We start from the raw sequence: 24,240 nt of genomic DNA, 5'->3' as shown, positions 1-24,240 counted from the left end.
GGGATGACTGATGAATAAATATTATATTCTGCGGTTTAATCAGGGTGTTACCTTGATTGAGCTCATGGTTGTCATCGTGATTGTCGCTATTTTTGCTTCGATTGCTATCCCTTCATATCAAAGTTATAGCCGTAGAGCGACGGCTTCTGCTGCTAAAGGTGAAATTCTAAAATTGGCAGAACAGTTGGAACGGCATAAATCCAAGAACTTTACCTATAGAGGATTTACTACGACATCTGTAACTTTGCCACGGGGTGGTTATACGATTGAAATTAGTGATGATACGACGACAGGAAATTTATTAACGAATGCTGCTGCAAATGGGCAAACATGGGTCATTAAAGCGACAACTACAGATTCAAGAAACTTTAATTTTATTGCTAAGAATTCAAGTTTGCGCTGCCAAAGTTTAACAGCTACAGCTGTTGATAATGACTGTGGTGGAACAGTCACTTGCAATGTATGTGAAACAAATAGTGAGAATTGGCAATGAAGAATGGTTTTACCTTAATAGAACTCATGATTGTAGTAGCAATAATTGCAATTTTAGCAGCTATAGCGACACCTTCGTATTTGCAGTATTTACGCAAAGGGCATCGTACAGCTGTTCAATCTGAAATGATGAATATTGCCCAAACATTAGAATCAGAAAAAGTAGTTCACAATCGTTATCCGTCGAATGCGACGATTACTTCGATTTATGGTTCTAGTGTCAGTCCTCAACAAGGCCAAGCCTTATATAACTTAGCTTTTGCTAGCATAACTGATTCAAGCTGGGTGCTAACTGCTACACCTATTGCTACTAGTTCTCAAGCTGGTGATGGGATCATTTGTCTTAATGATCAAGGGCAAAAATTTTGGGCAAAAGGTGCAACTGATTGTGCGTTATCTGCCACATCAAATTGGCTACAGTAATTTTAAATTCAAAACTGCGGATAACTCAAAAAATAATCTTTCTTTCAGGGCGAAAATCACGTAGAATGTCGCCCTCTATGAAAGGGGTTTGAAGTGTTGCCGATGGTCGGTGCAGGGATAATCCGTAAGAATTATAAGGCTTTTATCATGGTTGTTATTCGTTTAGCACGTGGCGGCGCAAAAAAACGTCCATTCTATCAAATCGTTGTGACTGACAGCCGCAATGCACGTGATGGTCGTTTCATCGAGCGTATCGGTTTCTTTAACCCGACTGCACAAGGTCAAGCAGAAAAACTTCGTTTAGATGCAGACCGTTTTGCTCACTGGGTTTCTCAAGGTGCTCAACCTTCTGAACGTGTTGCTTCTTTAGCTGCTCAAGCTAAAAAAGCTACTGCATAATTTTTGTAGTAGGTAGCCCATGACATCAACACAGAATGTTCCCGAAGATCGTATTCAGATTGGACAGTTACGTTCAGCTTATGGATTGAATGGGTGGCTCTGGGTGTATTCAAATACAGAACCTATGAGCAACATGTTTGACTACCTGCCTTGGTACATTGAGACCAAGGCCGGTTGGCAAACAATAGATGTAAAACGTTGGAAACCACATGGCAAAGGCCTAGTTGTTGCGTTGAAAGGTGTGAGTGATCGCACTGGGGCGGAAAGCTTGGTTGGCGCTAATATCTGGATTGCTAAGTCTCAACTGCCAAAAGCAGATGTAGATGAATACTACTGGTCAGATTTAAAGGGCTTAACTGTGTTAGGTCTTGATGAAGAAGAACAGGAAGTAAACTTAGGGAAAATTCATGAGTTGTTTGAAACTGGAGCTAATGATGTGATGGTGGTGCATGCTACCCCAGACAGCATTGATTCAGAAGAGCGCATGATTCCTTGGCATAAAGATGTAGTACAACGTGTTGATCTTGAAGCTGGTCGTATTTACGTCAATTGGGGCGTAGATTATTAATCCTTTTAGGATTAATACAGCAGGAAAATAGAGGAGTCTGTGATGTTTTTTGCAGTCATTACGCTTTTTCCTGAAATGTTTGAAGCGATTACAGCCTACGGCATCAGCGGACGCGCGGCAAAACGAGATATTGTACAAGTCACTTGTATTAATCCTCGTGATTTTGCTGAGGGAAATTACAGAAGAGTGGATGAACGTCCATTTGGTGGCGGCCCAGGTATGGTGATGATGGCTGAGCCTTTGGCGAAAGCAATTGCACATGCCAAACAGCTTGCCTCACAAGCAGGACATGTTCATGTTCCTGTGGTGTATATGTCCCCACAAGGCAAAACCTTAAATGAACAGGCAGTACAGCAGTTTGTTGATTATGACGGCTTAATTGTACTGTGTGGACGTTATGAAGGAGTCGATGAACGTTTGATCCAGCATTATGTTGATCAAGAATGGTCAATTGGTGATTATGTTTTATCTGGTGGTGAACTGCCCGCTATGGTGTTACTTGACAGTATTATTCGCCGTTTGCCGAATGTAATGTCAGATGAACAATCAGCAGTACAAGATTCTTTTGTTGACGGTCTTTTAGATTGTCCACAATATACAAAGCCTGACCATTTTGAAGGGCTAGATGTGCCAGAGGTATTAAAATCTGGACATCATGGCAACATTGAAAAATGGAGGTTTTTGCAGCGATATCAACGAACTCTAGAGCGCCGACCAGAGTTGGTCGAAAAGGTTGAGTTGACTAAGCAGCAAAAAAAATGGCTAAAAGATATGCAAGTGAATAACGGTAACTCTTAATCGTTATTCTCAAGAACGAAAGTTCTGCAACAAGACGAGAAGCAATGCTTCGAGTTAAAGCATAATTCTATTTAATGAATAGTTTTATGTAAATTTAAAGGCTCTTTATAGACATATTGTCGTAAAGGGAAAGATAAACGGGTTGATATGCGCTTTAGCCTCTATCCCCAGCGGAAATTCAGACCTCTTCTGACTCCGCACATATTGGAGATTCCCACAATGAGTGGTAAACATCCTTTAGTTCAAGCTGTTGAAAATGCACAGTTAAAATCTGATATCCCTGCTTTTGCTCCTGGTGACACTGTCATCGTTCAAGTAAAAGTAAAAGAGGGTGATCGTGAACGTCTTCAAGCATTTGAAGGTGTTGTAATCGCTAAGAAAAACCGTGGTTTGAACTCTGCGTTCACAGTACGTAAAATTTCTAGCGGTGTTGGTGTTGAGCGTGTATTCCAAACTCACTCACCAGTTGTTGCTAAAATCGAAGTGAAACGTCGTGGTGACGTTCGTCGTGCTAAACTTTACTACCTTCGTGACTTGTCTGGTAAAGCTGCACGTATTCGTGAAAAATTACCAGCTCGTAAAGCGTAAGCTTATAGCGAGTAAAAAAATGCGCCTTTTGGCGCATTTTTTTGTTTAAAAACTATAGTCCTTGAAGTTTCAAACGGTTTGCGTGTTGACGATAAACTGATACAGGATCGGAAGCGAAAATAGAACGTATACCAAGTACTTGGTTCACTTCATCTAAATGATTCCAGTTGTAATCATCACGAATTGTTTTACCAAATTTGGCACTGCATCGGGAAACAAGTCCATCATTATCACCAAATGGATCAACCACTAAACTACTGCCTGTAAGCGCAATATCAAATGGATCTAATGGGTTGGTCAGCGCTTTATTCCCCGAGAAAGAATACATATAAATACCTTTCTCTTGATATGTCCCTTCACCACAAGAAGTAGTTGGTACACCCATAGGGAATTGAGCATTAAATTGAGCTGAACCTTGAGTTGATAAGCTATGAGCACCTGCTAAAGAGTCGTGCGGATAGCTTGTTGGGTCTAGGCCTCCTGCCCAAGTAATGGCTGCTGAAAACCAGTTTACTAACGTTGCCAGTCCAGACAGAGGAGTACCCTCAACGTTCAGGATCACATCTGCCATTGGTGACCCCTTGTGAGGTGCACCGATCGTGGTGAGTGAGGCAACTTTCTCTGGCATGATACCGGCCACATAGCGAATTGTCGGGCCCCCATGGCTATGACCGATCAAGTTGACTTTAGGCTTACCAGTAATGGCAATAATCTCTTCTACTTGCTGGGCAAGTTGTTCACCACGCACTTCTGTTGAGTTAAAAGGTGACACTCTGGTTGCCCAGACATTTCCTCCATTACGAGCAAGATCAGGAAGGATTTGGTACCAGTAATCGAGACCAAGTGTATCTGTCCCAACTCGGTTAAACCCTGCCATACCGTGGTTAAAAACCAGCGGATATTTGGTTTGTGCATAAGATGAATAGACGAACGAGTTTTTAACTTGTTCAGCATTTGTGGCATGGGCCGCTGAAATACTCAGTCCTGAGAGCATTGCAGCACAAAAAAACGTTAACTTCCTTTTCATTTTTTACTCACTATTTTTATTTTGTATGAAAAGCAGCTTCTTACTGCTAGTGCTTGTTTAGCCAGTTCCTAAAAGAAAAGGCTTAATAATTAAATGGCAGTTCACCTCCCTGATCATGGACCGTTTCAAAAGTTCGAAGTCTTAATTGTTCTTGTGATGAGTTAAATTGTTGTTGGCGTAATTGTTGTATAGCTTGGTTTTTAGCACTATCGCTCATATTGCTTCTAATAATTTCATCTCGTCCACTCAAGTAACTTGTGACCCTTTGCTGCCAAGCACTACGCTGTGTGTCTAAAGTTTCTAGCCTTTGAGTTGCTTCAGCTCCAACAAGTGCTGTACGCATTTGTCTAAGCTCTTCTGCTGAACCATGACGTGCTTTAATTTGTTTAGTCAGCGTATGTAAATCATCAAGTTTAGAGAGTTCTTGTAGGTTCTGTTGCCAGTCTTCTGGTAGCTGTTCAAAGCGTTCTTTAAGCCTTTGAGCCTTTTCAATTTCGCTTAAAGAAGAGTCCTCAAGTATTTGCATACGATCTAGCGTGTAGTTCTGATAGATATCTTCAGTTGAGAAGAGCCCTTCAATTTCAGCGGACGAAAAGAAACGTTTTCTTAGATCTTGCATTGAATTAAAGATCTTTTGAAAATAATTTTTATCTTGTTGTTTTGATGGAGGCGTTTGGATTTGAGCAAGCTGTTCACGGTATTTTAAGTAGCGGGTCCATAAATCCAGAATCTGTGAGCGAGCTGGCTCTAAATATTTCCCCTGAATAAATTGTCCAAAGTGATTTTTAATTTGCTCTAAATCATTTTCTCCATATTGAGTAATAAAATATTCAAAGCAGTCACGAGTTTGACTGTTAACAACCAAATGTTGGGAACTATCAATTTTTAACTGACAGTTAACTTCAGTATCTTGCTGACTTTTACTATGGTAAGCATCTGCATTTAGCGATGAATGATTTGTGGGTTGAGCCGATGATAAATTTTGAGCTGTGGTTTCACTGACTTGGGCTAATGTGTTTTTTGAGTCAGGCTTTAACCAATAGACACATGCAATGAGGCCCAAAATAAAAAATCCGAGCACGCACCACAATACCTTCTTCTGCATTCCTTGCATAAAGATATCTTCCTTAAGTTTTAATTTGTTGTTTTTTTACTCGATCATTAATGTGCCATAAAATAAGTGAAAAGGCACCTAAATATTGTGAAAATATCTTGCCGAATTTGCTAACATGTCGGCACTTTTTTCTAGCTTTGTGTTCCAGTAAAAATGACGACAAAAAATCAAAAAATTTCTCGTCGCCATATCAGTGGTGTATTTCTATTAAATAAACCATTAGGCTTAAGTTCAAATGCGGCTTTGCAAAAAGTGCGTTGGTTATACCGCGCCCAAAAAGCAGGCCATACTGGAGCGTTAGACCCCTTGGCGACAGGTTTGCTCCCGATTTGTTTGGGAGAGGCGACCAAGTTCTCACATTATTTGCTGGACTCAACAAAGCGTTATCAAACCACTGTTCGATTGGGACAGACCACAACAACAGGTGATGTGGAAGGGGAGATTTTACAAGAGCGTCCTATTCCTGTGCTTAACCAAGAACTTATTGAACAAACTTTAGAAAAGTTTAGAGGCGATATTCAACAAGTTCCACCCATGTATTCGGCTTTGAAAAAAGAAGGTAAGCCGTTATATGAGCTGGCGAGAAAAGGTATAGAGATTGAGCGTGAAGCGCGTCCAGTCACGATTTATGCTTTAGAACTTATTGAGTTTACCGAAAATAGTATCACTCTGGATGTAACCTGTTCTAAAGGGACTTACATCCGTGTATTAGGTGAAGATATTGGTGAAGCACTTGGTTGTGGTGGGCATTTAACGATGCTGAACCGGACTCAAACAGGACATTTTGAGCTTATCCCAAGTTATACCATTGAATATCTGGAAAGTTTAACAGAAGAGCAAAGAGAAGCTTTGCTACTTCCAGTTTATGCACCAGTTGACCATTTCCTAAAAATTCAAGTTCCGGAAGGGCGTGAAAAATATTTTTGCAACGGTTTAGAAAGCAATATTGAGCATTCTGCAGAAGCAGAAGTTTTGGTGTTTTCGGGTGAGCGCTGTTTAGGCTTAGCCGAGATTACCGATAAAAAACGGTTGGTACCTAAGCGTATCTTAAATTTGTAGTAGATGTAGAGTATAGAGCATGGGCATGGAATGGGACGTTATCCTTAGTTTGATCTTTTTTGCGTTTACTGCAGGAGCAATTGATGCTGCTGTAGGCGGCGGTGGACTCATCCAGATTCCCGGGATCATGAGCACTTTTCCTAACATGTCGACTGCTACGGTGATTGGTACCAATAAAGTCTCATCCATTTTTGGTACGGCATCGGCGGCTTATACATTTGCTAAAAAAGTAAAATTGCAATGGAAGCTTTTAGCCGTTATTGCCATTTGTGCCTTGATTAGTTCTTTTGCCGGCGCGGCATGTTTGTCACTTATTCCTCAATCGGTATTGCGTCCTTTCGTTTTCGTGATGTTGATTGTGATTGCGATTTATACCCTAGTTAAAAAGAACTTCGGTCAAGTTCATACCGAGCAAAAAATTACCACGAAAATGTTAATTTTAGCTGGTATTGGTAGTTTGGCCATTGGTTTCTACGACGGTATTTTTGGGCCGGGTACTGGTAGTTTCTTTATTTTCTTCTTTATCCGTTTTTTACAAGTTGATTTCTTGCATGCTTCAGCTTTGTCAAAAATTGGTAATTTTATGACTAACTTAGCTGCGCTGAGTTTCCTCATCCCAACTGGTCACGCTATTTTGCATATTGGTTTAATGATGGCGGCGGCTAACGTGCTAGGTTCTATTGTTGGGGTGCGTACTGCACTTAAATATGGCAGTGGTTTTGTGCGAATTATCTTTTTAATTTTGGTAAGTATTCTGATTTGCCGTTTGGGCTATCAAATGTTTGTTACAGGCTAAATAAGATAAAAAAGTATGAGCTGGTCTTAAGGAGCAGTTCATACTTTTTATGTATCTTTCCTCATTGAAAATATAAAAATCATTACAGAAACTTACTAGAAAGAAAACTGTGTAAAAAATAGTCTCATTTTAAGCTACTTAAATAATATAAATTTCAACGTATGATAAACCTTGAAATAAAAAAGATTTTTTAGCTAAAAATGAGGAAGAGAATGAATATTTTCGAAGCATTAAGAGAAAGCCATGAAAATCAACGAAACCTTTCTGAGCAATTAATCCAGACACATGGTTTAACCGAAGAACGAAAAGAATTATTTGATGCATTAAAAAATGAACTTTATGCCCATTCAGTTGCCGAAGACCGTTATCTCTATATTCCTTTAATGTTTGATGATGTGGGTTTGGATATTACGAGACATGCTTTATCCGAACATCATGAAATGGATGAGTTGGTTGAACAGCTTGAAAAAACCGATATGAGTAGCCCTAGCTGGTTAGCAACCGCCAAACAGTTGAGTGAAAAAGTCCATCACCATTTAAAAGAAGAAGAACATAAATTTTTTCAACAAGCCGGAAAAATTCTTAAAGACAGCGAAAAAGAAACGCTGGGTAATAAATATTTAAAGGAATATAAAAAGTATAAAAAGCAGCAGTAGAGCAAACCTACGCAGCTTTTCTAGTACTTCTTAAAGTAACCCCAATCGAGGCCAACATTACACAAGCCAAAGCCACCCATTGCAGCGTGCTGATTTCTTCGTGAAGTAATAAGAAACCCGTTAATGCTGCCAATGCTGGTGCTAAACTCGTTAGAGTCCCGTAAGTTAATTTATTGAGTTGTTTGAGAGCCATTAAGTCGAGTGCATAGGGAATAGCAGTCGCTAAAACCGCAATAAGTAATGCTTTACCCCAGTACTGGGTCTCAAGTAATGCAGGAGCATTATGCCAGATCCCAATTGGTAATAATGCAAGTGCAGATACGCCAATTCCAATTGTTAATGCATGCATCCCTATATTTTGAGTTACAACTTTATGGCCAAAATAAATATAGAAGGCCCAGCAAAGACCCGCTCCTAGGGCGCAAGCTGCACCTACATACGAGAAATGGTGTTGAACTGGGTTTTGCCAAGGTACCATAAGTGCGATACCTAACATGGCAAGCGCTACCCATATGTAGTCACTCTTTTGTTTAATAGAAAGAAGCGCAAGGCCTAATGGACCAATAAACTCTAAGCCAACAGCAATTCCCTGAGGTAATTTTCCAAGCGAAGTATAAAATAGGATATTCATTAACCCTAAAGATGCGCAGTACATCAATAAATCACACCATTTTAAGTAGGGTAAGCGAGACCAGATTTTCCATGAACGAAACATGACGGCAACAATAACTGCTGCAAAACAGAGTCTTAAAATTGTGACAGTGAGCGGGTCTAATGTAGCAATGAGCTGCTTGGCAAATGAAGCGCTGATTTGATATGAAACCATCGACAAAATCATATACAGCACAGCAATAATTGGAAGATTTTGCATGGAAAAAAACCTTAGCGCTTCATTTGATATTTAAAAAATAATAAGAGTCAATTATAACGAATACTGAGTTTTAACTGGCAGCGATCATTAAATTAACTTGCCGCTTTTTCACGTTCTTGGCGAGCTTTTTGGGTGGTTATGGTACAACCAACAGAAGCGGTAATAATGGTTGCAAGTGCTAGCCATTGGTTCCATAACAGATATTCGCCTAAAAAAATAAAACCAGATAGTGCTGCAACTGCGGGCTCTAGGCTCATCAAAGTTCCAAAGCTTAAAGGTGTCAAATTGCGCAGTGCTAACATTTCTAAAGAGAATGGGAGAGCACTGGCTAAAATGGCCAAACCAATAAAATAAAAAAGATAGGGAAGTTCTATCACTTGACCGATCGAGCCTGAAAAAAAGGTAATGGGTAATAATATGCATGCACCTACACTCATTCCCAAGCACACCGTATGATTACCTGAAATACCAGAAGGTTTCTGGCCGGCAATAATATAAAGCGCCCAACAAGATCCTGCACTAATTGCAAATAAAACGCCGATCCAATCTAAACTATGTGCTTGATTAAAAGGGAAAAGTAAAATCAGACCAATAATTGCGAAGCTCACCCAAACAAAATCATATTTTTGGCGTGCGTGGTATAACGCTACACTTAAAGGGCCAATAAATTCAAAAGCAACCGCAATTCCAATGGGTAAGCGTTCGATCGACAGATAAAATAAGGCGTTCATGCCTGCAAGCGCAAATCCATAAGCTAAAATTGCTTTCCAGCGGACCTGACTAAAATTAATTCGCCAAATTTGAAAAATAATGGCAAGAATAATTGCACCTAAACATAGGCGCATTGCTGAAACAGTCAGTACAGGGAAGTTCTGAAATAAAATTTTAGCTAAAGATGCGCTACTTTGAACGCTTAACATAGCAAGAATAAGAAAACCCAAAGCATGTAGCTGAGATTTCTGGTTTAAAGTGGACATTTTATTATTTGATCAATTGGTATACTTTTCACATGATAATGTAAATGCCCATAAAAAAGCCACAGACAATGCTGTGGCTTTTGAATTTACAGTTCGTATTAGAACAATACGCGCACGCGAATTGTACCTTCAACTTCATGCAACATATCTAAAGCTTCTTGAGAAGCAGAAGCGTCAACATCCATTACGAGGTAACCGATGTCACCTTTAGTCATAAGTGACTGACCAGAAATGTTGATGCCTTGTTCAGCAAACAAGTTGTTGATTTTAGACAATACACCTGGCACGTTTTTGTGGATGTGCAATAAACGGTGTTGACCAGCTGTCAATGGTAATGCGATTTCCGGGAAGTTCACCGCAGAAAGTGTCATACCTTTGTCAGAGTAAGCAACAAATTTCTCTGCAACTTCTAAACCGATGTTTGCTTGCGCTTCCATGGTTGAACCACCAACGTGAGGAGTTAAAATCACGTTGTCTAAGCCGCGAAGTGGAGACTGGAATTCTTCACCATTTGCTTTAGGTTCTTTCGGGAATACGTCAACTGCTGCACCAGCAATATGACCAGACTTGATTGCATCGGCTAAATCTTCAATCACTACACATGTACCACGTGCAGCATTTAAGAAGATCGCGCCTTCTTTCATTTTCGCAAATTGTTCTTTAGTGAAGAAGTTACGTGTAGACGGAACATCTGGCACATGTAACGTTACAACATCTGCAGTTGCTAAAAGTTCATCTAAAGAACCAACTTGGCGAGCATTACCCATTGGTAACTTGGTTACTGCATCATAATAAATAACATGCATACCCATGCTTTCAGCAAGAACTGAAAGTTGAGAACCGATGGAACCGTAACCCACAATACCTAAAGTTTTGCCACGAGTTTCAAAAGAACCGACAGCAGACTTGTCCCAACCACCACGATGACAAGCCGCCGATTTTTCAGGAACACGGCGAAGAAGAAGAATCGTTTCAGCAAGTACAAGCTCTGCAACCGAACGCGTATTTGAATACGGTGCGTTGAATACAGGAATACCACGTGCCATTGCTGCTTTAAGATCAACTTGGTTTGTTCCGATACAGAAACAACCTACTGCGATCAATTTGTTTGCAGCTTCGAAAACTTCTTCAGTCAATTGGGTACGCGAACGAATACCAATAAAGTGAGCATCTTTAATTGCTTCTTTAAGCGCTTCGCCTTCAAGAGCAGTTTTACGATAGTCAATATTGGTGTAACCCGCAGCGTTTAGAGTATCGACTGCGTTTTGATGAACGCCTTCTAACAAAAGGAAACGGATTTTATCTTTAGGTAGTGAAAGATGTTGGCTCATTACGGCTCCGCTACAAAGGCCAAATTTGGTGGCGGTATAATAACATACTGGGCAGCGCTATAGATATTTCGTTTATACCATCGCCTTATGGCAATTTTATCTATGTCTAATCACTTCTGTTTATGGCTTGTCCAGCATTTTAAAATATGCTTGGTATGGGGGTTAAATGTGATTTTTCTCTGAAAGCCCCATAGAAAGCATTTATTTACGTTAAACATGTTTTGTAGTGACGGTATCTCTATTCTGAACTTTATCGCTTGCGCGGATACATGTAGAATATAGAAGTTCCTTGAACATTATGGCTTTGCTCAGGTGAGAACCTTGAGAATTATGAGGTCATAGTCCCACCACAGTTTACTTCTTGCTAGGTCTGCAAACGATGAATGCTCCAGTCGCTTTAACACCTGAGTTACTCACCCAATTAACAGCAATCGTCGGTGAAAACCGTATTAAAACTGATGCTGATAGTCTCGAAAACTGGGGTAAAGATCATACCAAGCATTTTAATCCGAACCCATCGGTCATCGTTTTTCCGTCAACGACTGAACAAGTTCAGGCGGTTGTGAAGCTTGCGAACCAATTTAATGTTGCGATTACACCATCGGGTGGTCGTACTGGTCTCTCTGCTGGTGCGGTAGCAACCAATGGCGAAATTGTCATTAGCATGGACAAAATGAACCAAATTCTTGAGTTCTTCCCAGCAGACCGTATGGTTCGAGTGCAAGCTGGTGTTGTGACTGAGCAATTGCAGAATTATGCAGAAGAACAAGGCATGTATTATCCGGTGGACTTTGCGTCAGCGGGTTCTAGCCAGATTGGCGGTAATATCGGTACCAATGCTGGTGGTATTAAAGTTATTAAATATGGCATGACACGTAACTGGGTACTTGGCTTAACCGTAGTGACTGGTAAAGGTGACATCCTGCGTTTAAACAAAGGCATGGTTAAAAATGCAACTGGTTATGCATTACAGCATTTGTTTATTGGCGGTGAAGGCACATTAGGTTTAGTGACCGAAGCAGAAATTAAACTTGAGCGTCAACCACAAAACTTACAAGTTTTAGTTTTAGGTGTTCCAGATTTTGATGCAGTAATGCCTGTGTTACATGCTTTCCAAAAAGACATCGACTTAACTGCATTTGAGTTCTTTGGTGAACTTGCAATGCAAAAAGTTTTAGATCATGGACATGTACAACGCCCATTTGAAACTCAATGCCCGTTCTATGTATTGCTTGAGTTTGAAGCTCCATATGAGCCGATTCTCGATAAAGCAATGGAAATTTTCGAGCATTGTATGGAGCAGGGTTGGGTACTTGATGGCGTAATGAGCCAGAGCCTTGACCAAGTAGAAAGCTTATGGCGTTTACGCGAAGATATCTCTGAATCAATCGCACCATTTATTCCATATAAAAATGATATCTCAGTATTAATTACTCACGTACCTGCATTTATTCGTGAGATTGATGCAATTGTTCAAGAAAACTATCCAGATTTTGAAATTTGCTGGTTCGGCCATATAGGTGACGGTAACTTGCACTTAAATATTTTAAAACCTGAAAACTTAACCAAAGATGAGTTCTTTGCGAAATGTCAGGTGGTTAATAAATATGTGTTTGATACTGTTAAAAAATACGATGGTTCAATCTCTGCTGAACATGGTGTAGGCATGACGAAAAAGCCATATTTGGAATATTCACGTTCGCCTGAAGAAATTGAATATATGAAAGCTTTGAAAAAAGTATTTGACCCGAATGGTTTGATGAACCCAGGTAAATTGTTTGATCTTTAAATTAGATCTATTTTGTAGGACTACATAGTTTCTACAGAGTAACCGACAAAGCCATAGCATCATAAAGCTATGGCTTTTGTTTTGGGTGATAAAAATGCAACGTTTATTTTTAATTTCAGCGCTTTGTGCTGGGCTTTTCACTGGGTGTGCGACGACCAGTAAATTAATCCCTTTTGTGGGTTCTGAAACCCCGATGCAACAAGTACTTAAAGCCCAGCCTGAGATTGTAAAAGAGCATAACAATACCTCAGTTCAGCAAGTATTTAACCGAGTAGAATCTCCAACAGTTTCCCGTATTACCGTTATCCAAACAGGTTTAATGGATGATTCTGTTTCTGCAATCCGAACAGAATATTCATTTAAGCTGGTTGATGAAAAGTGGCAATTGCAAAATAAGCAAAAGAGCTATCAATGCGTGAGAGGGAAAGGGTCTAGAGGTTTTCAAACTCAGCTTTGCTCTTAAAAATAAAAAAGACGATAAATATATCGTCTTTTTTAATGATCTAAATTATACGCCGCTTTCTAAAATTTTAATTTTAACGTCAACGACATCATCTTTGACTGCTTCATGATGCGCTTGCATATGAGGCGTCGCTAAATGCGCTTCAAGATGGGCAACACTTTCCCATTTTTCCAACATCACAATAATGTCTGGGTCTTTGTTTTGGAAGCTTGCATTTGAGATGTGGTCAACTAAAGGTTCATAACCATGACAACCATCTTCTGCTAAAACAGTTGGAATGATTTTTTGAAAGGCATCCAATACGTTCTGGCGATGCTGTCCACCCGATTTAGTACGAATTTCCGCAATAATGGTTAGCATGGATTTCTCCTTATTAGGCTGCTGCAAATACAGTATTTAAGTGTGCTTTATATTCTTCAACATAACTATCAACGTTAGGCATTTTAATTACGTCATTTACAATAAATGTCGGAAGGGTGCTCATGCCTAAGAACTGATTGGCTTTATGAAATGGTAAATAAACGCCATCTACACCTACGCCGTGGAAGAATTGATCTGCATCTTCAAATGCTTCAATTGGAGCATTCCAAGTCAATGACAGCATATATTTTTTGTCATGAATTAAACCACCTGAACCATATTTTTTTGAGGCATCAGAACGACTACGGCCATCACTTGCATAAAGTGAACCATGACCAGTGGTAAAGACATCATCAATGTACTTTTTGACTGTCCAAGGTGCACCCATCCACCAGCCTGGCATTTGATAAATAACAACATCTGCCCATAAGTATTTTTCAACTTCACTTTCAGCATCATAATTGCTGTCTGCACGGGTGACTTGAACTTCATGGCCGAGTTCCGTGAGATGTGTGGTTGCTAGGGTGGTTAATGTGTCATTTAATTCACCGTTTGAGTGGGCAAATTGTTTAGCACCATTAATCACTAAAATCTTACTCATGGAGGTTGCTCTCATTAAATTCCTGTATTTGACGCATACTCTATGAGATTTACTGTTGTAGAAAAATGCATGAATAGGAAAAATATTGTTGATAAAAAATCAATAATTATTATTGGATTTCTATTTAAAATTAATCTATCTCATTAATATCAATAAATTTATACCTATTTACAAAGCTCAAAAGGAAAAAGTGGCCTATTATCTTTAGCATTAATTTTGAGTAAATAGAGGGGATGAGTGATGAAAAAGAATGGTTTGTTGATTATTTTCAGCTTAAGCATATTAACAGCTTGTGCTCCCCCTCAAAATTCTTCTGCTCAACTTGCTGATAGTCCTATACAGGCTGTATTACTCGATCAACCAGATCTTTTAAATGATGCAAGCAATTTAGATATTTCACAGCAAATGAATGCTTCGGATGATCCTTCCAATGCGCAAGTTACTATTTTGCAAACAGAGCCTAGTCCAGATGCGGTGTCGAAAACACGTACTGAATATTTATTAAAACGAGATCAGCAAATCTGGAAAATTGTGAATAAAAAGCAAAGCTATCAATGTACAAAAGGAGGGGAAACTACAGATTTTCAAGTTAATCCTTGCCCATGATGCTTAATTTTTTATCGAATATGTGGATAACTTTGAGTTTGTGCACAACCATAATTTGCATGCCCTTTTGTGCAAAAAACTGAAATTTAAGCTTCTTGAAATTGCATGATTGCTGATCAATTTAAAAAGTGCTATTGTTGCGCTCGGCAATTGTGCCAATTGGAAAAAAACCGAATCTCACGTCATATATTTTTTCTCGTTTTAGACACCTTGTGAATACGGTGTTTCACACTCTAAACATGCACTCTCACGGCATATAACAACTTAACTAAAGATTGATTGACCATACATGTCATCGTCATGACTACATCTTATTTTATAGGTAGTCGTACAGACATATGGCCGCTATTTTGAAGTGTACAACTCATGAAAAATATTCAAACGACAACGTTGAACCGTACAACGTTGATGTTTCCTTTGGCCTTAGTGCTATTTGAATTTGCGGTTTATATTGGTAACGACCTGATTCAGCCAGCCATGTTGGCAATTACTGAAGATTTTGGTGTAAGTGCAACTTGGGCACCATCTTCGATGTCATTTTATTTATTAGGTGGCGCATCTGTTGCATGGTTACTTGGTCCTTTGTCGGACCGTCTCGGACGTAAAAAAGTACTATTAGCAGGAGTTTTATTCTTTGCTCTATGCTGTTTTTTAATTTTACTGACGACGCAAATCGAGCAATTTCTAGCTTTAAGATTCTTGCAGGGAATTGGCTTAACCGTAATTTCAGCAGTTGGTTATGCGGCCATTCAAGAAAGTTTTGCTGAACGTGATGCGATTAAAGTCATGGCACTCATGGCAAATATCTCATTACTTGCACCTTTGCTAGGACCTGTACTTGGCGCTTTCTTAATTGATTATGTGTCATGGCACTGGGGCTTTGTCGCCATCGCAGTATTGGCATTACTTAGTTGGATCGGGTTGAAAAAACAGATGCCAAGCCAGCAAGTCAGTGTAACCAAGCAACCTTTTAGTTATCTTTTTGATGATTTTAAAAAGGTGTTTACCAACCGCCGTTTTTTAGGTTTAAGCCTAGCATTACCTTTAGTGGGTATGCCTTTAATGCTATGGATTGCTTTATCTCCAATCATTTTAGTAGATGAGTTAAAGCTCACCAGTGTGCAATACGGCTTAGCTCAATTCCCCGTATTTTTGGGTTTAATCGTAGGCAACATTGTCTTAATCAAAATTATTGACCGTTTGGCTTTGGGTAAAACCGTCATGATGGGTTTGCCGATTATGCTGATTGGGACACTCATTTTAATATTAGGTGTGGTGTGGCAAACCTATCTCATACCTTGTTTGCTTATAGGGATGACGCTCATCTGTTTTGGTGAGGGAATTAGCTTTTCAGTCTTATATCGCTTTGCACTCATGTCATCTGAGGTCTCAAAAGGAACTGTTGCAGCGGCAGTTTCGATGTTACTGATGATGAGCTTCTTTGCAATGATTGAACTTGTACGTTATCTCTATACACAATTTCATTTATGGGCTTTTGCATTGTCTGCATTTACCTTTATTGCTCTTTGGTTTAGCCAACCGCGAAGTGCTTTGAAGCAGGAAATGCAAGAAAGACTGCAACAAGGTAACAATTAAATAAAAAAATACTGGAATTGATATTCCGGTATTTTTTTATTCTACTTAATCTCTTGTTCTAAAAGTTTGTCTTTAAGTGTTAATAATTCTGGCAAAGTTTCTAGCAATAAACTGATTTGTTTTAACACGAGTGTGTAGTTCTCTGAAAAGTGCTCATGAGTAGTTAGGCTTTGAATTTGCGCTAAAGTCTGCTCAAGGAAGTTGAAATCAATATAAGCCGGATCAAATAAGCTCTGTTTAAGAATTTGCTGACAATCCAGTAAGAGTTGTAATACCTGTTGATCATCAATTTTTTGTCGTTGGCTTCCTAACGCTGCTACGTAACTCAGTTGGCTGTGGCTATAAACCAGATAACGAAAAGCATAATGGATGAGTTGAGGGTTCGGGTTGGGCTCAGCACTTAGGCTCGAAATCATATTCGACAGTTCAATTTGAGCGTTATGCGCAGCACGACGAATTCGGCGGTACTCTATATCCTGATTTTTGCCATATTGATATTGCTCAACAATCACATTGAAATAATCTAAGGTTGCTTTGCTGCTTTTATTAATATTATTGGGGATGTTTCGAAAGTTCCAGTCGGGCCAAATAAAGTTTACGGCGAGCCATGCAATAAAGCAGCCTAATAAGGTATCTATCAGTCGAGGTAAAATAATGCTGTAGCCAGCGCCTTTTAAGTTGAAAATTAATAGCACCATAAGGGTAGCCATGAGCGTAGCCAAAGCATATTTCTTTTGACGTAAGTAAAAAAAGCAAACTCCACAAATAATTGTAATGATGAGCTGGCCTTCAATACTCGGTACAAAATATAAAATTGGTATTCCTAATAAAACACCGAGTAAGGTACCAATCGTTCTTAATTTAAGACGGCTTTTAGTCGCAAAATAAGTAATCTGACAGACAAACAAACTGGTCAGTAAAATCCAGTAACCATGCTGCGCAAAGGGTAACAGTGAAATTGCATAACCTGCGGCGAAAACCACAGCAATTCGTATGGCATGCCTAAACAGCGCTGACTGTGGCGTAAGTTGTTGCCGAAGTTTTAAGATAAGATCTGAAAATCCTTGAATATCATCATCAAGTAAATTTAAGTGTTCTTGTCTTGTTTGAGTGTTATTTTCAGGAACAGGTTGGGCATATTGCAGTTGTTCAAACTGTTCATGCATTCCTTTTAAATTATCAAAAATAAGTTTTAAATTTTTAACTTCAAAATTTTGTGGATGTTGTTGTATCCAATCTTTTAAAGAACTTTCCAAATGTCCCAATACTTTCTGACTTTCTTGCGAAGGCTGATATGGCTGGTTATATAAAATACATTGAGCTAAGTCTTGGCATGCTTGTGCTTGTAGACGCAGGTTTTTTTGGAAACGGAAAATAAGATCACTACGGCTAAAATTCTGTTGAATATGTTCGTAATGTAAATAATTTGAAGTGGCTTGCTCGTGAATATCTCGTGCGAAAAAATATAGGGTTAGCCAATAGATACTTTTATTACTGACTCTGGAAGCTTTGAGCCGAGTAAGTAGAGAACTGCGTATTTGATTGAGGCTTTGAGCAACTTGCGTATTTTGTAGAGATAATTCATATAAAAGCTGTTCAACATTCTCTTTATTGTCCGGATCAAACAAACGAGCTTTTGCTTGTAGTAGAACAGAAATTTCTTTAAAAATTTGTGAGAGCTTATCTTGTAAGGGAAGTGTCGGTTTAATAATAAAAAATAAAATAGAAGTTAAACCGTACCACAGAGCACCAAAAACAAAATAAGTAGGTTGTTGATACCAATGTGCGTATTCGCCTAAACCGAACATACTATAAATAGAGAGCAGAATCGTGCCAAAAGAAATCGTGGCATAACGTTGCCCTAAGGCGCCTAGTAATATGAAAAAAGCGCTTGAGATAGAGAGATATAAAATAAAGAAAATTTTGTAAGGAGCTAAAAAGCCAAGAATACTACTGACTGTAAAAAAGAGCAGGCAGACATAAACCAAGTTGCGTAATCGAATACTTAAACGATCATCAAAGTCTGTTAATGCTGCTGCAATTGCGCCTAAGGTTACGGGAACAATAAGTTGATTATAGCCCAGCCAAAGCAAACCTAAAGTTGTGCCAGTGAGTACAATCAGAATTTGCAGGCAATAAATTAAAATAGAGTTTGTCTTAAAGCTATTAAATATTTGGGTCAGATAATTCACGGCTTTTGTTCTAAATTAGAGAATACGTGAGAAAGCAGTATGTAACTTTAAATTTTTATTACTTCAAAAATATTATTCTTTTTATCTACAAAAGTCAGTCATTTTTTAAGATTTTATTAGACTTAAACCAAGTTGTAACGATCAATAAATTAACAAAATTGTGGATATCTTTTTAGATACCCACAATTTGAAAAATATATAAATTATTTAATTACACCACATGCAATTCGTGCTCCGCCACCGCCAAGAGGTTGAGGTGAGTCTGAGTAATTGTCACCACCCGCATGGATCATAATAGCTCGACCTTGAATATCAGCAAGTTTTAATCGAGGTGCGATTACGGCAGTTGTTGCAACACCTGTATTATCGACAACTAAAACAGGTAGATCGCCTAAATGGCCAGTCGTTGGAGTACCGTGATGAGGGGCTTGGTTCGGGTTATAGTGGCTACCCGCAGCTAAAGCAGCCCCAGGTTTTCCATCTTTTACAGCAGGTGCACAAGAAGCGTTTTCATGAATATGGAAACCACGAGTACCACTTGGTAAGTCAGCAAGAGCAGGGGTAATAATTAAACCTTTGTCACTATCTTGAAAGCTAATCGTACCTATTTTTTTGCCAATACCATTAGCTGTCACTTCATTTACGTCGACCACTTTTTTTGTATGCATTGAGGTTAATGCTTGGGCTGTGTCAGATACAGTTTTAGTTACCGAACTACAGCCAACGGTAAAAAGGGCTGTAAGCGCACAGACTGCGCCAATTTTATTAAACATCTGCATGATTGGATGTCCTTATAAATATATATGATTGTTTGATTCAAACAAACAGAGGTCTGACCTACAAGTTAATTTAAATAGTTAATTTGTATCTAGAAACATTTTTAAATTAAATCTCTATGTCACTTTTCATCATTAGACGATTCACTCTCAGAATCATAAATCATGGTCGTTTTTGGCATAGGTTCAGGCTCAATCGTCTCATGTAACCATTCACGCCAAATTGCCAATAAAATAGCCAGAATTACAGGACCAATAAATAATCCGACCAAGCCAAAACTCGCAATACCGCCTAATACACCAAACATAATTAATAAAAATGGAATTTTGGTGGCACCAGAAATGACGAGTGGTCTAATCACATTATCTGAGCTACTGACAATCAGCACACCCCAAACCACAACACCAATTGCTTCCATAGTTTGTCCCTGAGAGAACAACCATAAGCCAACGCCTAAATAAGAAATTGGAGTACCAAATGGAATTAAAGCCAATAAGAAAGTAACAATAGTGAGTACCATAGGGTTTGGTACACCTGCTACGAAGTAACTTAATCCAGCTAAAACGGCTTGAGCAATTGCAGTTAAACCCACACCATAGACTACTGCACGAGTTGTTTCAGAAATTGTATCGAGATAATGATGAATACGAGGGCCAATGACCATTTCTAAAGCTTTACTCACTTGAGATAAAATCATTTGTCCATCACGATAGAAGAAAAATAGGCTAAATACTGCAAAGCCAAGTTTGACAATATTTTTACTAATTTCACCAAGCAGCACACGGCCATAACTTAAATGGCTTTGTACCCAAGCTGCGATATTTTGAATCGTACTATTAGGATCGTTATTTAATTCATTGAGTGTACGAGAAATCTCTTTTCCTACAAAAGGAAGATCACGAATAAAATCTGGAACGCTTAAATGACCCGAAAAAACCTGACGTTGTAAATCAAAATATAAGTTACGTCCCTCATGTTGCAAAATAAAAACCGCGCATGTAAAGGGGATACCAACTACCAAAATGACCAGACTAATCATTAGGGTTGCGTTTAAAGTATTACGTGATTCTCCAAAAAAACGCTGAATTCTTAAATAAATAGGCCAAGTCATATATGCAATGATGGCAGCCCAAAGTACAGGAACAATAAAATATTTCAGGATATTAAATCCTAAAAAAATCAAAATAAAAAACAGCCCAAACAATAAAACGCGCTGTAAATTAGGAGCGTATGGATGCACGAACAATATTTCTCTAATTTTCTACATAGAATAAAGTCATATTAACTGAAAAATAACCTGAGGCAAATTTTAAGGCCGTAATGTAAAGAACCTTATACATCCAGTTTCAAAGGCTAAAATTCCTTTAAAACCACTCAGCTTTATCTTCAATTAACTTGTTTAGAACAGGTTGCCATTGATTTTGGATACTAATAAAGTTCTTTTGCGGTTTATCAAAAATGCTTAAACCTTGCATTGCTAAGCTGCCATAGGCAGTGCGTTCAGCAATCCATGCAACAGGTTCCTGTTCAATTTTTTCAAAGAACTGTTGAATATCTTTTGAGCTGGCACTGTTTGGTTTTACACGGTTAGCAAGAAGCAAAATCTGTACTTTGCCTTTGCGAATACGTTTAATATCTTGTAAGTGCTTCAAAAAGCGACGAGTACTGTCTATGTCAAAAAATGAAGGCTGAAGCGGAGTAATAATGGCATGAGCTTCACTAATAAGTTGTTCAGCATGCTCACCTGACAGAGCACCAGGCGCATCAATAATTAAATAGTCCAGATTTTTGGGTGCATCACCAATTGATTTCTCATGACGCCAGTCTAGGCTTTGAATTGTTGCAACGGTATCAGGGCGCTGTTTTAACCATTGTAAAGCCGATTTTTGATTGTCCGAATCTGCTAATGCTACTTTATATCCTTTTTGTGCCAATGCTGTTGCCAACGTAATGGCCGTCATGGTTTTTCCGCATCCGCCCTTTTGATTTGCAATAAGTATCGTTTTCATAAATCCAATTATTTTCAGCAGCACATTTGTTTATGTTTTATACCTTAGCATCTTTTTATGTGAAGGAGATGACCACATTTGACAAAAGTTTAAGCTGTTTCGTTATTTTAGATATGATTAGATCTGTAATCTTAATTCGTGCTTTTTAAGGAAAATTTATGTCTGTATGGCTTGCCATGCTTATTGGTGCTGGAATTGGCATCATTATCACTACTCTTATTTTATCAAATACACGTAATGGACGAATTAAGGCTGAATATGAGCAATATATTGCTGAACTTGAACTAGAGCATCAACAAGCGCTTACTCAAGCACAAAAGAGAAGTGTAAATACAAGTCGTGCGGTGTTGAAAGGAAAAATGGCAGAACAATTTGCTCCGGTTTTACCTGAATTTCAGTATTTACCAAGCGATGCAAAATTCATGGGCGATCCGGTGGACTATATTATCTTTGATGGATATACCGATTTTCGTGATGGCGATGGTACGGCAGAAGACATCAATATTATTTTGCTCGATGTAAAAAGTGGTGGAGCTAGACTTACAAAGGGTCAACAGGCAATTGCTCAAGCGGTTCAACAAGGTAAGGTTCGTTTTGAAACGTTGAGAATAGATTTCGAAGATTAACAAGCTGTTTAATTCAGCACAAAAATAGACGAAATTGATCTGTATTGTTACTAAATTTCGATATTTTTTTCATCGCTTAAAGCTATTATAAATTGAAGATCTATTCACTTTGATCTAGCAATATTTGAGGTGTAACACGATGAAAAAACAACGTTTGATGATGGGCTTACTCGCCGCGATTGGCATGAGTTCAACATTTGCATCGACCTCAAGTGAATATAATATTGCCAATGGTTTGAGCCCGATAGAAAAAGATCAATCTATTTCTGCATTACAACCTTTTCAAGGCAATTTCAGAATCTTGGGTTCAAAAGTTTATCAAAATGATGAACAAGCTAAATTTTCTCCTATTGACTATGCCGTAAGTTGGGGATTGTTCGCACAGCCTGAAATCGCACGTCATATTTCAGTGAAACAATATGACCGTTATTTAAACTGGAAAATTCCTAAATTACCTGTTCCAGCAGAGCAAGCAATGCAAATGGTGTCTAACATGCACATCATTCCTGCCAACCCGAAAATTGCAGAGCAGATTAAACAGGTTAAACGCGGTGATTTAGTTTATCTAAAAGGTGACCTTGTCGAGATTAAGGACAAAAATTTGGTCTGGAAATCTTCACTTACGCCGACTGATACGGGTGATGGTGCATGTGAGTTATTCCGCGTTCAGGCAATTCATTGGGTTGAAAAGCAAAATATATAATTTAAAAAAAAGCCTTCATAAGTTTGAAGGCTTTTTTATAACCACTACATTGCTTATTTCTGTTGCGATGCTTTCCAATATTTTAATTGATTTTGTGCTTGTAAATAGTCGGCAAGATCATTGATCTGTTCATCTTTATTGGCTTGCTTGTCACTCAAGTGTTTTTCTTGGTTTTCCCAATATTGATAAAGTAGACCCTGAATGTAACGGCCTTGCTCAGTTTTTAAATCTAAATCTTTTAACATGGTCAGAGAAGAGCGCACATTATCGAGAGTACGTTGTTGCTCAAACTCTGTAGTGAGGGTTCCAGCTTCATGCATTTTTGCTAATTCACTTTCCATCTCGTCACTCATTTCTGTAAAGCGACGGTCATAATCCTCTAACAGCGCAATATCGTGTGCATCATCAGCAGTGGCAGGGAACGTCTTAACAGGTCTTTCATTCAGTTTTTCTAAAACCTGATCGGTAGATGAGGTGGCAGAAGGTTGTTCCGTCTTAGCAGGCTCATCCGCTTTTTTACAAGCAGTCAGAAATAGGCTAGAGCAAAGCAAAGACATTAATATGATTTGAGGTGTTTTCTTCATAACTTTCAACCAAACCTATTCACTAATTATTTAATGGGTAACGTACTTTTCTGAAAGTGATATGCATACGTAATATATGGAAAATCAATCTGATCTTGAGGACCTAATCCCGTAAAATCATAAACAATTTTTTCAAACTGTGCTTTGAGTTGTAATTGATCTTTTTGAGTCATTGCAGCAATAAAACTAGTAGAGAGTAAACGTTTACTCACGACTTGTTCGACAGAACCCTGTTGTGACTGTGTGAATGTTTGTAGGCTATCAAATACAAATAAATCTTGTTGTTCAAATACGCGTTTCCACTTTTCACTATGATAACGAGGTGTGTCACCTTCAAGAGGAAGTAGGAAGTCAGCTAAAGCCTTGACCCAATCTGTACGTTCGTCGCGTTGATTCCAAACTAGCCCTAAATGTCCTTCTGGTTTTAATACTCTATGCATTTCTGTTAGGGTGTCGAGGTTGTCAAACCAGTGAAAAGATTGCGCACAAATAATGGCATCAATTTTATGGTCTGCTACAGGAATTGAATTGCTAAAAGCCTGTAATGTTTTGATATCAGGATAAACTTGTTGAAGCTGCTGTAACATCTCGCCAATTGGCTCAACTGCAATAACATCAGCATGTGTTTGTTTTAAGTAGGGTAAGAATTTGCCAGTACCCGATCCAAGATCAATAACAGTAGAGTTTTCCTGTATTTGTAGGCAATTTTGCAGCCAACTTACTATTTCTGCGGGATAATTGGGTCTAACTTGCTGATATAGTTCAGCAGCTGAACTGAAGCCTTTTTGAGCGGCAGGATGTAAGGATTGTGTCATATTTTGCGCTTTTTAATCTG

At 38.7% G+C, this 24,240-nt stretch carries 28 protein-coding genes; 15 read left to right on the top strand and 13 right to left on the bottom strand.

Features of this window, described 5'->3' with window-relative positions:
- Window positions 1-10: 10 nt before the first annotated feature.
- From J580_RS15810 to rplS, 6 genes are all read left to right on the top strand, one after another.
- Window positions 11-493, top strand: coding sequence for a type IV pilin protein (locus J580_RS15810; RefSeq protein ID WP_032004871.1), 483 nt, complete (start codon window positions 11-13; stop codon window positions 491-493).
- Window positions 490-915, top strand: coding sequence for a type IV pilin protein (locus J580_RS15805; RefSeq protein ID WP_032004869.1), 426 nt, complete (start codon window positions 490-492; stop codon window positions 913-915). The genes J580_RS15810 and J580_RS15805 overlap by 4 nt, the downstream gene beginning before the upstream one ends.
- 147 nt (window positions 916-1,062) lie before the next feature.
- Window positions 1,063-1,314 (top strand): 30S ribosomal protein S16, encoded by a 252-nt coding sequence (gene rpsP, locus J580_RS15800; RefSeq protein ID WP_000260334.1) that lies wholly within the window; start codon window positions 1,063-1,065, stop codon window positions 1,312-1,314.
- 19 nt (window positions 1,315-1,333) lie between these two features.
- On the top strand, window positions 1,334-1,882 hold the full coding sequence (rimM, locus tag J580_RS15795) for a ribosome maturation factor RimM (protein WP_002116736.1): 549 nt from the start codon (window positions 1,334-1,336) through the stop codon (window positions 1,880-1,882).
- Window positions 1,883-1,924: 42 nt separating this feature from the next.
- Window positions 1,925-2,680, top strand: coding sequence for a tRNA (guanosine(37)-N1)-methyltransferase TrmD (gene trmD / locus J580_RS15790; protein WP_032004868.1), 756 nt, complete (start codon window positions 1,925-1,927; stop codon window positions 2,678-2,680).
- Between the two features lie 219 nt (window positions 2,681-2,899).
- A complete protein-coding gene (gene rplS, locus J580_RS15785) occupies window positions 2,900-3,268 on the top strand; it encodes a 50S ribosomal protein L19 (RefSeq protein ID WP_002116654.1) in 369 nt (122 codons plus the stop codon).
- A gap of 52 nt (window positions 3,269-3,320) precedes the next feature.
- On the opposite strand, the gene J580_RS15780 is transcribed toward rplS, so the two are convergent.
- Together J580_RS15780 and J580_RS15775 are read right to left on the bottom strand one after the other, a co-directional pair.
- On the bottom strand, window positions 3,321-4,262 hold the full coding sequence (locus J580_RS15780; protein WP_014207808.1) for a lipase family alpha/beta hydrolase: 942 nt from the start codon (window positions 4,260-4,262) through the stop codon (window positions 3,321-3,323).
- Between the two features lie 115 nt (window positions 4,263-4,377).
- On the bottom strand, window positions 4,378-5,409 hold the full coding sequence (locus tag J580_RS15775; protein WP_032004867.1) for a lipase secretion chaperone: 1,032 nt from the start codon (window positions 5,407-5,409) through the stop codon (window positions 4,378-4,380).
- A gap of 153 nt (window positions 5,410-5,562) precedes the next feature.
- Between J580_RS15775 and truB the strand changes: the two genes are divergently transcribed.
- The 3 genes from truB to J580_RS15760 all read left to right on the top strand — a co-directional run bounded on the left by truB (window position 5,563) and on the right by J580_RS15760 (window position 7,920).
- A complete protein-coding gene (gene truB / locus J580_RS15770) occupies window positions 5,563-6,468 on the top strand; it encodes a tRNA pseudouridine(55) synthase TruB (protein WP_032004865.1) in 906 nt (301 codons plus the stop codon).
- A gap of 19 nt (window positions 6,469-6,487) precedes the next feature.
- Window positions 6,488-7,264, top strand: a complete 777-nt coding sequence (locus tag J580_RS15765; RefSeq protein WP_000525218.1) for a sulfite exporter TauE/SafE family protein — start codon at window positions 6,488-6,490, stop codon at window positions 7,262-7,264.
- A gap of 212 nt (window positions 7,265-7,476) precedes the next feature.
- Window positions 7,477-7,920, top strand: coding sequence for a hemerythrin domain-containing protein (locus J580_RS15760; RefSeq protein ID WP_001019905.1), 444 nt, complete (start codon window positions 7,477-7,479; stop codon window positions 7,918-7,920).
- Between the two features lie 7 nt (window positions 7,921-7,927).
- On the opposite strand, the gene J580_RS15755 is transcribed toward J580_RS15760, so the two are convergent.
- From J580_RS15755 to serA, 3 genes are all read right to left on the bottom strand, one after another.
- Complete coding sequence (locus J580_RS15755; RefSeq protein WP_032004864.1) at window positions 7,928-8,791, bottom strand: EamA family transporter; 864 nt, start codon at window positions 8,789-8,791, stop codon at window positions 7,928-7,930.
- Window positions 8,792-8,883: 92 nt separating this feature from the next.
- Window positions 8,884-9,768, bottom strand: coding sequence for an EamA family transporter (locus tag J580_RS15750; RefSeq protein ID WP_032004862.1), 885 nt, complete (start codon window positions 9,766-9,768; stop codon window positions 8,884-8,886).
- A gap of 98 nt (window positions 9,769-9,866) precedes the next feature.
- Window positions 9,867-11,099, bottom strand: coding sequence for a phosphoglycerate dehydrogenase (gene serA, locus J580_RS15745; RefSeq protein ID WP_002116919.1), 1,233 nt, complete (start codon window positions 11,097-11,099; stop codon window positions 9,867-9,869).
- A gap of 379 nt (window positions 11,100-11,478) precedes the next feature.
- Between serA and J580_RS15740 the strand changes: the two genes are divergently transcribed.
- Both J580_RS15740 and J580_RS15735 read left to right on the top strand, forming a co-directional pair.
- Entirely contained in the window at window positions 11,479-12,888 is a 1,410-nt protein-coding gene (locus tag J580_RS15740; protein WP_002116692.1) for an FAD-binding oxidoreductase, read from the top strand.
- Window positions 12,889-12,982: 94 nt separating this feature from the next.
- Window positions 12,983-13,351, top strand: a complete 369-nt coding sequence (locus J580_RS15735; RefSeq protein WP_032004861.1) for a hypothetical protein — start codon at window positions 12,983-12,985, stop codon at window positions 13,349-13,351.
- 45 nt (window positions 13,352-13,396) lie between these two features.
- Here the strand turns inward: J580_RS15735 and J580_RS15730 are convergent, their stop codons facing one another.
- Together J580_RS15730 and J580_RS15725 are read right to left on the bottom strand one after the other, a co-directional pair.
- Window positions 13,397-13,711, bottom strand: a complete 315-nt coding sequence (locus tag J580_RS15730) for a putative quinol monooxygenase (RefSeq protein ID WP_032004859.1) — start codon at window positions 13,709-13,711, stop codon at window positions 13,397-13,399.
- Window positions 13,712-13,724: 13 nt separating this feature from the next.
- Window positions 13,725-14,312, bottom strand: a complete 588-nt coding sequence (locus J580_RS15725; protein WP_032004858.1) for an NAD(P)H-dependent oxidoreductase — start codon at window positions 14,310-14,312, stop codon at window positions 13,725-13,727.
- A gap of 237 nt (window positions 14,313-14,549) precedes the next feature.
- Between J580_RS15725 and J580_RS15720 the strand changes: the two genes are divergently transcribed.
- Window positions 14,550-14,918, top strand: a complete 369-nt coding sequence (locus J580_RS15720) for a hypothetical protein (protein ID WP_081403681.1) — start codon at window positions 14,550-14,552, stop codon at window positions 14,916-14,918.
- Between the two features lie 366 nt (window positions 14,919-15,284).
- A complete protein-coding gene (locus J580_RS15715; protein ID WP_032004855.1) occupies window positions 15,285-16,514 on the top strand; it encodes an MFS transporter in 1,230 nt (409 codons plus the stop codon).
- A gap of 41 nt (window positions 16,515-16,555) precedes the next feature.
- Here J580_RS15715 and yccS read toward each other — a convergent pair whose 3' ends face one another.
- The 4 genes from yccS to J580_RS15695 form a co-directional block, all read right to left on the bottom strand.
- Window positions 16,556-18,706, bottom strand: a complete 2,151-nt coding sequence (gene yccS, locus J580_RS15710; protein WP_032004854.1) for a YccS family putative transporter — start codon at window positions 18,704-18,706, stop codon at window positions 16,556-16,558.
- A 203-nt stretch (window positions 18,707-18,909) separates the two neighbouring features.
- On the bottom strand, window positions 18,910-19,479 hold the full coding sequence (sodC, locus tag J580_RS15705) for a superoxide dismutase family protein (protein WP_075383285.1): 570 nt from the start codon (window positions 19,477-19,479) through the stop codon (window positions 18,910-18,912).
- 125 nt (window positions 19,480-19,604) lie between these two features.
- Window positions 19,605-20,723 carry an AI-2E family transporter gene (locus J580_RS15700; protein ID WP_002117074.1) on the bottom strand — a complete coding sequence of 373 codons (1,119 nt, stop codon included), beginning with the start codon at window positions 20,721-20,723 and terminating at the stop codon, window positions 19,605-19,607.
- A 124-nt stretch (window positions 20,724-20,847) separates the two neighbouring features.
- Window positions 20,848-21,492, bottom strand: coding sequence for a ParA family protein (locus J580_RS15695; RefSeq protein ID WP_005804567.1), 645 nt, complete (start codon window positions 21,490-21,492; stop codon window positions 20,848-20,850).
- Between the two features lie 158 nt (window positions 21,493-21,650).
- On the opposite strand from J580_RS15695, the gene J580_RS15690 reads away from it, so the two are divergent.
- Together J580_RS15690 and J580_RS15685 are read left to right on the top strand one after the other, a co-directional pair.
- Window positions 21,651-22,118, top strand: coding sequence for a Holliday junction resolvase-like protein (locus J580_RS15690; RefSeq protein ID WP_002116954.1), 468 nt, complete (start codon window positions 21,651-21,653; stop codon window positions 22,116-22,118).
- 139 nt (window positions 22,119-22,257) lie between these two features.
- A complete protein-coding gene (locus tag J580_RS15685; protein ID WP_032004853.1) occupies window positions 22,258-22,821 on the top strand; it encodes a hypothetical protein in 564 nt (187 codons plus the stop codon).
- A gap of 53 nt (window positions 22,822-22,874) precedes the next feature.
- Here the strand turns inward: J580_RS15685 and J580_RS15680 are convergent, their stop codons facing one another.
- A complete protein-coding gene (locus tag J580_RS15680; protein WP_005078420.1) occupies window positions 22,875-23,405 on the bottom strand; it encodes a hypothetical protein in 531 nt (176 codons plus the stop codon).
- Window positions 23,406-23,431: 26 nt separating this feature from the next.
- Window positions 23,432-24,220: a class I SAM-dependent methyltransferase gene (locus tag J580_RS15675; protein WP_032004851.1), complete on the bottom strand. Its 789-nt coding sequence runs from the start codon at window positions 24,218-24,220 to the stop codon at window positions 23,432-23,434.
- Between the last annotated feature and the right edge of the window lie 20 nt (window positions 24,221-24,240).

The organism is Acinetobacter sp. 1542444 (assembly GCF_000581835.1).
Classification (GTDB): Bacteria; Pseudomonadota; Gammaproteobacteria; order Pseudomonadales; family Moraxellaceae; genus Acinetobacter; species Acinetobacter pittii.
Note: the sequence above shows the minus strand (reverse complement) of the source record. Positions and strands in the feature narration are given on the sequence as shown.